5 protein-coding genes are annotated in these 11,132 nt (G+C 71.0%); 1 reads left to right on the top strand and 4 read right to left on the bottom strand.

Annotated elements, in window-relative coordinates; genetic code table 11:
• The coding region (locus QM582_RS05185; protein WP_415082366.1) for a PRD domain-containing protein at positions 1–728 on the top strand (728 nt) is incomplete at its 5' end.
• A gap of 650 nt (positions 729–1,378) precedes the next feature.
• On the opposite strand, the gene QM582_RS05180 is transcribed toward QM582_RS05185, so the two are convergent.
• From QM582_RS05180 to QM582_RS05165, 4 genes are all read right to left on the bottom strand, one after another.
• Complete coding sequence (locus QM582_RS05180; protein WP_415082364.1) at positions 1,379–5,977, bottom strand: hypothetical protein; 4,599 nt, start codon at positions 5,975–5,977, stop codon at positions 1,379–1,381.
• Positions 5,978–5,980: 3 nt separating this feature from the next.
• Positions 5,981–9,775, bottom strand: coding sequence for a hypothetical protein (locus tag QM582_RS05175; RefSeq protein ID WP_415082362.1), 3,795 nt, complete (start codon positions 9,773–9,775; stop codon positions 5,981–5,983).
• 260 nt (positions 9,776–10,035) lie between these two features.
• Positions 10,036–10,608: a molybdenum cofactor guanylyltransferase gene (locus QM582_RS05170; protein WP_415082360.1), complete on the bottom strand. Its 573-nt coding sequence runs from the start codon at positions 10,606–10,608 to the stop codon at positions 10,036–10,038.
• Positions 10,609–10,851: 243 nt separating this feature from the next.
• A partial coding sequence (locus tag QM582_RS05165; RefSeq protein WP_415082359.1) for a putative immunity protein occupies positions 10,852–11,132 on the bottom strand: 281 nt, incomplete at its 5' end.

Genomic DNA, 11,132 nt, shown 5'->3' with positions numbered 1-11,132 from the left:
TCGACCCGGCGCTGATCGTCCGCCGGTTCGTGCCGGCCGACAACCCGTCGTCGGTGGCCCAGGTCATCGCCGACATCCCGCTGGAGCGGCTGACCATGGTCGAGCAGCTGTTCACCGAGGCGATGCGCGAGCTGAACGCGGTGCTGCCGCCGCTCGCCATCGTCGCGGCGGCCGATCACGTCCACCAGGCGATCGAGCGGATCAGCCGCGGCGAGGTGATGGAGTACCCGCTGCGCGCCGAGGTGGCCCATCTGCACCCGGAGGAGCTCGAGGTCGCCGAGCGGCTGCTGGAAAAGCTGAACCGCCAGGTGGAGACGCCACTGCCGCAGGGTGAGGCGATCGCCCTGGCCATGCACCTGTTCCACGCCGTGACCGGCAGCCCGAGCATGGAGCAGACCTTCGTCCAGTCCCGGCTGATCCGGCAGATCTTCGACACCGTGCAGCAGGCGTACGGGGCCCAGTTCGACCCCGACTCGATCGACGCGGCCCGGTTCGCGACGCACCTGCGCTACTTTTTCGCCCGCGCCCGGGCGGGCAAACAACTCGCCGGCGAGGTGCCCCCGGTCGCCGTCGTGGTCGCCGAGGGCAATAGCCGAGCCCATCAGCTGGCGCTGCGCATCCGGGCGCTGCTGGAACTGCGGCTGCAACACCCGGTCACCCCCGACGAGGTGGTCTACCTGACCATGCACATCGCCCGGATGGAACTGGGGATGCGCACCCGAGCCTGAGCTTGGGGACGGTTCTCGCTGGTTGGGGACGGTTCTCAACCGTCGGGGACGGTTCTGGACGGTTGATTTCGACCACCGGGGACGGTTCTGGACGGTTGGTTTTCGACCGTTCGGGGACGGTTCTGACAACGGACCACCGACCACACCGGTCCCGAAAATTGGCGGAGAGCCGGGTCGTGGACGACTCCTCCCAGTAGTCCGTCCGACCCGGCTCAATCCTGCCCTCGCCACCACCGACAAGATCCCCCAGATCCTTGTTCGTTTCCGTGGTCCCCCCGAACCCGTACTCCGAACCCTGCCAGTGTGGCGGCTGTGCCCCCCGCACAAGAAGAACTCTGCCCGGCCAACCTCAACCCGCCATCCCAACAACCTCAACACCGCCACAAGATCCACCCCGAAACACCCAAGCAGCGTTCCGAACGATCCGAAAGCAGGGCCGGACGACCCCGGACACCACCTGAACAACGCAAGAACCGTCCCCAACCAACGATTTTCGACCGTGCAGAACCGTCCCCGACCAGCGAGAACCGTCCCCGGACGTTCGAAAATCAACCGTCGAGAACCGTCCCCGACCAGCGAGAACCGTCCCCGGACGTTCGAAAACCAACCGTCCAGAACCGTCCCCGACCGTCGAGAACCGTCCCCGGCGGTCAGGTTGAGCCCAGCTCGAATTCGTCGGCGTAGATCAGCCGGTTCTCTCGGGTGGGTGGGCTGGCGCGGTCACCGAGGTCTTCGGGGTCGCCGACGAAGGTCTCCCATTCTTCGATCCGCACCCGATGGGTTCCGGGGGTGGTCGGACGGGTGAACGGCAGGCCCTCGGGGACGTCCAGTTCGCCGGTCCAGACCAGGTTCGCCAGCGAACCGGCGTAGCCGCGCAACACCAGGTCGGTCTGGTCCAGCGTCCGCCAGGCCAGGTCGGACGTTGCACCGGCATCCCGGGTCTGCAGCTTGGCCCGCAGCACCCGGTTGGCACCGACGCCGAGCAGCAGCGCGGCGCTCCGATCGGGCACCATCATGCCGGCCGGGGAGAGCCCGCCGCCGGCGGGCAGATCGTGCAAACCTGCCGGTCCCGACACCAGCACCCGGACGCGTCCCTCCGCCGTCCGGCTCACCGACGCCGTCCGCTCCGGCGGAATCTGGACGTAGTCACACAGCACCGGCTTGGAAATGTGGCAACCCGTCACGCTGTAGGGCTGATACCGGACCAGCGCCAACTGCACGAACGGCCAGAACCGGGCCGGGAAGCCGATGTCGACGAACCACCTGCGACGTTCCTCGTTGTACTGCGGACGGTACGGCACCACCCACACCTTCACGCCCGGATCCTCCGCGCTCGGGTACTGCTCCGGCTTCCCGGACGGCCCGGCGACCGCGTCGTAGTCGTCCCAGCCCACCGCGGCCAGGAACTGGGTGAGCTGCAGTGCCTCCCGGTCGTCGACGGCGCTGCCGATCCAGAACGGGTCGCCGCCCCACTGGCTGACCCGGGTGGTCTCCGGCCGGTCGCCGATCGCCAGCACCACACCGACCTGCTCGTCGGCGCCGGTGGTGAACCACGGCCGCTCCAGATACACCCGGACGCCGCACCGCCGGGTCCGGCGCCGCGCCATCGGCTGCGCCGGCTCGGTGCCCTCCTCCCAGCGGAACAGCGGAATCACCGAATGCACCAGCGGCGGCGCCGGCAGCGACGTGTTCGGCACGTGCACGTCCACCTCGGCGCTGACCGTGCTGCGGCCGTCGTCGATCGGCAGCGCCGGGTCGTCGGACGCCGGCAGCGGGGCCAGCTCGTCGGGGGAGAAGTACTCCCGGAACCGGGTGGTGGCCCGGAACCGGTAGTGCACCAGCCGGTGCTTGGTGTCGCCGAACTCGTGCACCGCCTGATGGGTGCGCAGATGCCCGATGACGGCGTCGTCGTAGGTCGTGTCGGCATGCCCGCCGGCCAGCACCGCGACGTCCTCCCACGGCTCGATCGCGGTGCTGGCCGCCACCTGCCGCTGGTTGGCCAAGGTGTGCCAGGCCGGGTTGGAGAGGTCGTCCAGCACCTCGTCCCAGCGGGCGTCCACGATCAGCGAGTCGGTGCTCGGCCCGTGCAGCTCGATGCCGCCGATCAGCATCGCGTTGGTGGCGTTCCTGGCTCGGAAGACGGTGAAGGCGACCGATTCCGGAGCCCGCACCGGACGCGGCACCGCATGCACCAGGGTCAGCGACTCGGCTGGCGTGAGTGCCCACAGCCAGCCGTTGGCGGCGCCCCGGGCCACCCCGGGCAGTCGCCGGACGCTCTCCGGCAGTTGCCGCCACACCCCCATCAGTTCCAGATCGTCCAAGGCCAGGGTGGACGACAGCCGGGTGCGCAGCGCGGTGCCGAGCGGCAGCGACAGGGTGATCAGGTGCGGTTCCACCGCAGCGCCCAGCTCGGCGGCACCGTTCAGCACCAGCCGGTAGCCGTCGATCGCCGGCCAGGTTCCCGCCTCGTTCTCGGACGCCAGTGCGCCCGGATACCGGGCGGTGAATCCCTCGACGCCGAACGGCGGCACGATCGTCCAGTCCTTGCCGGCGTCCGGGAAGACGAAGCCGAGCCCGCGGGCCAGCACATCCGGCAGGTACGGGGTGTGCACCAGGTCGGTGCCGTGCACCACGTACTGGCCCGGTCCGGGCGCCTCCCCGGGCGGCAGCGGCAGCGTCCTCAGCTCGCCCGGCGACGCCCCCGGTCCGTGCACCAGCTCCACCCCGTCCTGCGGGTCGCGGATCGACGGATCGTCCAGCCGCGGCAGGTCGAGGTCGAACAACGTCCCGGATTCCCGGATCGCGGCGTGCAGCCACCGGTTCACCGCCGCCGGGTCACCGGAGGCGATGGCGTCGTCGAAGGCGTGGTGCAGTTCGGCCTCGAACTGGCTGGTCTTGGGCGGCACCAGATGCCGCTCGCAGCTGTCGAACCGGTCCGGATGCGCCGCCGCATAGCCGGTCGGATCGGTGTGGCTGACCGCCAGCGTCACCGGATCCTGCTCCACCCCGGAACGGATCACCAGCACCTGGTTCGACTCGCCCTCGCTGTACTGCCGGCGCGGCACGATCGCCGGCGGCGGCACCGGCTGCCACCGTAGGTACGCCACCTCCGGGGTGATCGCCAGCCGCTCGACGCCGAACAGCGCAGCCAGGTCCGGATTCAACTCCAACCCGGACGCCACCACCGCCGGGTTCAGCACCGCGGTCGCCGCCGGGACCAGATCGTCGGCTTCCAGCCCGGACGCCAGCGCGCTGCGCACCTCGGCCACCGCGGACGTCGCCGGCCGGGCGGCCTGCTCGCCGCGGACCACCTGGAGCCGTCCGACGATCTGCGGCAGCACCTCGGCCAACCGCAGACCCGACTCGCCGGAGCCGGGCTCGATGGCCTGGACGGCGGGCGCGACCTGGGCGATGCCGGCGCGCAGCCGCTGCACGGAGGTGGTGGTGAAGTCCCGCAACCCGGTCAGGTCGGCGGTCACCCGGACCTTCGGCTCCGCCCCGTCCTCGACGGGTGGCTCGGCGCCGCCGTCGTCGGTCGGCCCGATCCGGTGCGGACGGGAGTTGCAGGCCAGGTCGACGCCCCAGGCCCGGAAGCTGTAGTGGCGTCCGAACCGCAGCCGGGGCAGCGAACCCGGCGTGGCGCGCCGCTCGATCACCACCGGCGTGGACGGGTCGGCCGGCGGCTGCGGGTCGGCCACCACCTTCTCCGCGCCGCCCTCGTTGACCACCGGCAGCGCCGGCCGGGCCGCGGACAGGCTCCAGCCGTCCCAGCCGAACACGGCCTCGTGGACGTGCACCGGCGCCTGGTCGGCGCCGGAGTGGGTGGCGGTGGTCTCCTGCAGGAACGCGACGTCGTCGAACTCCAGGGTGCGTCCGTCAACCACGTCGGCCCGGACGCGAACCTGATGCAGCGAGCGCCACAGCCGGGTCACGTCGTCGTGCACTTCGATCCGGACGCCCTGCATGACGTCCTCGGTGACCAGCAGCGGGGCGTCCGGCGCCGGCAGGCTCTCCGGCTGGCCGCGCACCGAGTCGAGCACGGTGCGCTGCCGTTCCATCGCCGAGGCGGTGCTGGCGGCGTTGCCGCGCCGAGCCAGGGTGAGCCCGGTCGACCGCATCGCCGGCGGCGCCGCGTTCACCGGCGCCCCCTGCAACGCCGCGGCGGCGTTGCGCAGATACGACGACAGGTACTGCTCGGTCTTCAACGCCGCGCCGTCCGGATCGACGTCGAGCAGGTCGAAGGCGTCGGCGTTGCCGACCGGCAGCCGTCCGTTGATCCAGGCCCGCTCGTCCTCGGCGCGGGTGACCAGGGCGGTGCCGACGGCCCGGCAGGCCACCCGGACCACCTTGGTGGCGTCCTCGCGTCCGTCGATCAGGACGCGGCCCAGCAGCCATTCGCTCTTCAGCAGCCGTGCGGTGTCGGCCTTCACGTCGACCACCAGGCCCAGCTTGCGCTGCAGCGGTCCGTGGTCGTTGATCAGCGACACCCGGGCGTGGAAGTCGGGAATCTGCTTCTCCGGCGAGGGCGGGCCGGGATTGTCAGGTTCCGGACGCCGCCGGTAGTCGGTCTCCTCCTCCGGGTGGGAGTAGAACCGGCGGGCCTGGTGCAGCGCCAACTGCGCGGTCGCCATGCCGGCCCCGCCGGGCGCATCGTCGAGTTGCGGACGGACGTCGAAATACTCCCGCGGGTCGCCGAATTCGGCCAGCGGGACGCGTTCGCGGACCGCGGCGTCCAACCGTTCGGTCTGCTGGGTCTCGAACCGGCCGACGATCTCCAGCGGATTGTTCTGGTGCCGTCCGTCGCCGGCCAAAGCCCGGAAGACCTCGGTGCCGAACCACGGCACCTGCTGCACGGTGGGCGGTTCGACGCCGTTCGCCATCGTCGAGTACAGATTCACCGCCTTGGCCACGCCGGTGGTCAGGCCGGGCCGGAAGGTGCGCCACGGGTGCTGTTTCCAGTCCGGCGGAACGTAGCTGGTGACCGGGGTGTGCTCCGGGAACACCTCCTCCCACAGGCCTTCCTCGATCTTCCCCGGCAGCGGCGTGCATTCCAGTTCGCCGTTCTGGTCCTCGACCACGAAGCGGGCTCCGGCCAGGGCTTTCGTCCAGTGAAGGAACAGTTCGGTGACGGCGAGCGGGTCGCCCGGGTCGTCCACCTCGATGTCGGGGGAGATGAACAGCGAGAGGTGGAAATCGGCGTCCGGATCGCACGAATAGGGCAGTGCGACGACGGTGAACAGTTCACGCATGTTTCACTCCTGGGCGAAGGCGAGGCAGTACTCGGACCACAGCGGCGAGGTGAAGTCGGGCTGCACGCCCATGACTTCGGCAAATGTCGGGTCGCCGTTGCTGCCGGCGAATTTGCGTTCACAGGAGATCTCGACCGACGCCGAGAAACAGAGCACCTTCACCTTCACGGTGATGACCGCCTTACCGATCATCTTGCCGCTGGGGAAGTCGTAGGTGAGCGACAGGTAGAGCTCGATGGAGGCGCTGATCAGGCCCAGCACGTCCACTTCGCCGCGCAGCCGGAAGTAGGCGGTCAGCGAACCCTTGTCGGCCTCCATCCGCAGATAGATGCCGAGCGCCATCGACACCGATCCGGACGCCACCCCCAGATTGATCGACAGGTAGGCGCCGGCCTCCAAGCCGAGTTCCAGCACCTCCAGGCCGCGCGGGGAGAGCCGGATGCCGAACCAGCCGCCGCCGCCCAGGCAGAGCACCGCCAGGTTGAACGGACGCTCCCGGGTGCAGAAGCCGAAACCGACCGAGACGATGTCGCCCAGGAACGGCACCCGGACGTCGGCCGCCAGCGACATGTTCGACAGGCTGAACACGCCGATCGCCAGGTTCGGCAGCTCCAGGGTGAAGCCGGCCACCACGCCCTCGGGCGAGACGTCCACGTAGGGCGGGTCGGAGAAGCCGTCCAGCGGGATCAGCTGCTTGATCCGCTCGATGAAGCTCAGGATGCCGATGAACTCCAGGTTGCCGACGGCGGCGTCCACCTCGACCTTGCCGGAACTGCCGGCCTTGAACATCAGGTGGTCGAACGGCAGCCGCATCATCGGCTCGCCGGGCGGCAGGGTGAGCGCGAAGCCGCGCAACTCGGCCAGGATGTCGGCCTTCGGATGCTCGCCGGCCTGGCCCTCGACGGCCAGGGTGAGGCCGCGTTCGGGCAGTTCCAGCAGCGGCTTGCCGGCCACCATCAGCGACTTCAGCTTCGGCTGCCAGCGATAGGAGAACCGGGCCTCGGTGACCGCGGTGGCGATGCCCTGCACGAAGTCGAGCACCGACTGCACCATCGCGGCATCGGACGCCGCCGCGCGCAGCACCGTGGTGAGCGCGGTGAGCCGGTTCCGGGCCAGCGGGGTGAGCTTCGCGGCGGCGGTCTCCACCGCGGTCAGTGCGGCGGCCAGGTTGTTCAGCGCCGTCGCCAGCTTGCCGGGAGCGGACGCCAGGTCGCCCGGTGCGTCGATGATCGCCTGCAGCACCCCGTCCGCGGCCGCGATCACGTTGTTCACCAGGTCCTGGGCGGAGTTCAGCGCGTCATTGGCCTTGGCCAGCACCTCGTTCGCCAGCGCGTCCCGGCCCTGCTCGACCAGGTCGTCGGCGGTCCGCTGGGCCAGGGTGAGCGCCTGCTGCGCCTGGGCGGCGGCGTCCAGCACGGCCTGCTTGAGGTTCTTCAGGTCGGCCATCAGCGCCTCGACCTTGGCCAGCGACTCGCTGACCAGGGCCGGGGCGTCGTGCAGATCGACGCCCACGGCGTCCAGGATGTCGATCAGCGAGACGAAGCCGAACAGCTTCGGCAGCGCGGCGCCGAGGAACGCCACCGGGTCGAAGTCACCCGCGGACGCCCCGGCGACGTCACCGACCGGGCCGGACTTCCGCGACAGTCCCGCGATCGGCAGCGACGGTGCGATGAAGCCGCCGGCGCCGCCGGTGGAGGCGCCGCCGGAGCCGAAGCCGAGGGTGGTCGGCGCGGTCAGTTCGGCCCACACCTGGCCGCTGTTGCCGGCCTCGAAGCCGTTGTCCAGCCAGGCCTGGGCATAGCGGATCTGCTGCGGACCGGTCGGCTTCATCCGCTCCACGGCCGGGACGGTGGCCCGTGCGGTGACCAGCCTCGGGGTGGACGTCCCCAGCTGCGGTTCGCCGGTGAAGGCCAGTCCGACGGTGGGCACGGCGTTGTCGACCCCGCCCGGTTCGGAGGGGGCGAAGGCGATGCTCTGCCCCAGGCCGTTGACCTCGCCCAGGTCGGTGAAGGCCTTCACCGGGTCGCTGTTCGGCGGGAACGGCGGCGCGAAGTGCTCGGCGACCCAGACCAGCGGGGTGGGCAGCTTCACCTCGCGGTCGTCGGCATCGATGCAGTGCAGCACGAACTGGAACGGGGCGCCGCCGACCTGGGGCACGAAGAAGCTGTCCTGCCCGGTGCCCGGGTCGGGGGACAGGGTGGGCGTGATGGTGGGCACGATCTCCACCCGCTTGAACGGCAGGTTGCGGGCGGCGTAGGTCTTCACCGGCTCACCGACCACCAGGAATTTGCGCTGGTAGAGGGCGGCCTTCGGGTCGGCCTTGTCCTTGATCTTGCGCTCGGTGACCTTGACCAGGGTGGCCCGGTGCCCGAACGGGAACAGATACCCGGGGTAGGCGACCCGGACGTACTGGTCGCGGCCCATCGGGGCCTGGTGATCCCAGGACAGGATGGACGCCAGCTGGTGCTGCGACCAGGGCATCGTCGCCCACTGCCCGTGCAGGTCGAGCCAGGCTCCCAGGCTGGACAGGTACAGCCGGGTGGCGTCCACCGGGGTCGGGTCGGTGATCTTGACCCGGTCGCGGGCCCAGGTCTCGCTGGACTGCCGGACCAGCATGTTGCGGTCCTTCGGGTTCAGCGACATCCGGAACGGGTCCTCGACCGAACTGAGTTCCTGGGTGGCCCAGTCCGGGTGCTTCTCCCGGTCCCGGGCCCAGATGGCGCGGATCCACTCCGGACTCTCGGTGACCGTGCCGTCCGCCCGGTGCCCGAGCCGGGTGTGCCACAGCTCGACGGCGGTGCCGGAGGCGTCCGGGACGGGTTCGTCGGCGTGCGTCCAGCCGCTGTCGCCGGACGGCGAGATGACCAGCCGGAACGGTGCCTCGATGGCGGTCTCGGCCAGCCCCGGGGGACGGCTCAGCTTCTCCGGATTGCGGAAGATCGGCGGCACCCGGCGGGACGGGATGCGCCAGTCGGTGACCAGTTGCGCCACCGGGGTGCGGGGGTCGGGCCCGGCCAGGGTGGCGCGCACCTGGGCCAGCGTCCTCGCCAGCTGGGACAGGCCGGCGACCGTGTCGGCCGGGTGGAGTTCGGTCAGCGGACCGGGCGGGTCGTCGTCCGGCGGCTGGATCAGCCCGGCGTTGGCCAGCACCTGGATCAGCCCGGGATCGACGGTGGTGACGGCTCGGACGGGTCCCGGGGTGGCCAGCGGATGGACCGCCATCGGGTAGCGCCCCAGGGCGGCCAGGAAGGACGCGGTGCTGACCTGCACCGTTTCGCCGGCCGGCACCTCCAGCACCAGCCGGCTGGCCCGGGCCGGGATGCCGGGCACCGGCTGGGTCTTGTCCAGAACCTCCTCGCCGCCGCTGGTCGGGACCGGCTTGCCGGCCGGATCGAGCGGGTTCGGCTCGGGCGCCGGCAGCCCCTCGTAGAAGGCCCGCTCGCCCAGGTGCTGGAAGGGCAGCGTGTAGATCAGCCGGCCGGGACCCTCGCCGCGCACCGTCAGCACGCCGGCGTCCAGGTCGAAGCCGGACGTGCTGACCACCAGCGAGACCAGGTCGACCGACCGGATCACCTCGAAGCTGTGCTCGACCTCGATCGGCGTCGGCGCCGGGACGGCCAGGCCGCCCAGGTCGGGGAATTCGATCGGGATGCGCCAGACCGGATCGATGCGCTCGATCGGCACTCGCGGGTCCAGGACGGGCCGGGTGACGATGGGCCGGACACGCCCGGCTTGGCTGCTGACCTTCCGCTTCGTACCGGGCAGCTTCTTGCCGGGCAGTTCGATGGATCCGGACACGACGAGCCTCCTCGGGCAGGCGACGCACCTAACGCGGTCCGCGGGGGCTCCCGTCGGGCAGCACTGTCAGTCTTGACCTGGTCGGCGTCCGGGGCCACGGGGAGAATTGCGTAGGGACCTGCTGAGCAACGCGTTCAGTGTGGGTTGAGCTGGGTGAACCCTATTGTCAAGAACGGGTTGCCGGGCCTGGAGAAGCTCGGCCGGCTGAAGGCCGGGACCTCGTGGTGTGCGGTTCGCGGGTCGAGGCCGGCTCCGCCGGGCTACTCGAGTCCGGCGGCTGCCGCCTCCTCCGGGGTGTCGACGTCGGCGGTGATCGTCGGGGCCGGGACCCGTGCGAGACGCAGTTCGCTGAGCAGGCCACGGACGGATCGGGACCGCGGGTCGCCGACCGCGGCCAGCCGGGATGCCAGCGCCGTCCGCCGGTAGCGGGCGGCCAGGTACTGCGGATAGTCCTCGGCGTCCACCAGGCACACGCCGTCCATGGCGGGGAATTCCGCCGCGTCCAGGGTGGCGACGATGTCGCCGACCCGGGGCAGGTCGCAGGCCAGCAGCAGCACCTCGTCGTCCGGTTCGGCGGGTGGCAGGGCGGCCATCCCGGCGGCGATGCCGGCGACCGGACCCCCGAACGGCGGATCCTCCAAGGTGGTCCGCACCCGGGCGGCGGGAACGTCGGCGGGCAGGTCGGGGGTGACCGCGACCACCAGGTCCCGGGCGGCGCAGGCGTCCACGGCCAGGGCGAGCAGGGAGCGTCCGGCCAGGGTGAGGGCACGCTTGTCGCGGCCCATCCGGGCGGACCGGCCGCCGCCCAGGACGATCGCGAACCGGCGCTGCATCCGGTCAGCGTAGAGGTTCGGGCAGGGACGCCGGTCCGGGACCGGGTTTCCCCGGGGCTTGGCGGCGTCGAACCAGTTTCTGGTGGTTATCAGGGCCGTGCCGGCGTGCTGATGAGCTTCAAGCCACTTTCTGGTGGTTCTGGGTCGCTTCGAGGAGCCCTCAGAACCACCAGAAACCGGTTCGAGTCGCAATGGTGGCGGGCAGCGGCCCTGATAAGCACCCGAATCCGGTTCGAGCGGGTGTCAGCAGTCGAAGACCGACCAGCAGATGTCGTTGCGCAGTCGTTGGTCGTCGAGCACCAGGGCCCGGATCTGGTCCGGGAGCTGATCACGCTGCCAGCGGCATTCCTGCTGACCGCGGACGACCGCTTGCCCCGGCGGAGCCGCCGCGCGCACCGCCTTGATCGCGTAGGCGGCGGCGCCGAGTTCGTGCGCCGCGACGTGCGCCACCGCCGCGGCCTGACCGGCGGCGTAGGCGGCGAATCGGGGCGCGCCGCGCAGATCGCGGGCCGCGCCCATCGCAT

Source organism: Micropruina sp. (assembly GCF_047607385.1).
Classification (GTDB): domain Bacteria; phylum Actinomycetota; class Actinomycetes; order Propionibacteriales; family Propionibacteriaceae; genus Micropruina.
Note: the sequence above shows the minus strand (reverse complement) of the source record. Positions and strands in the feature narration are given on the sequence as shown.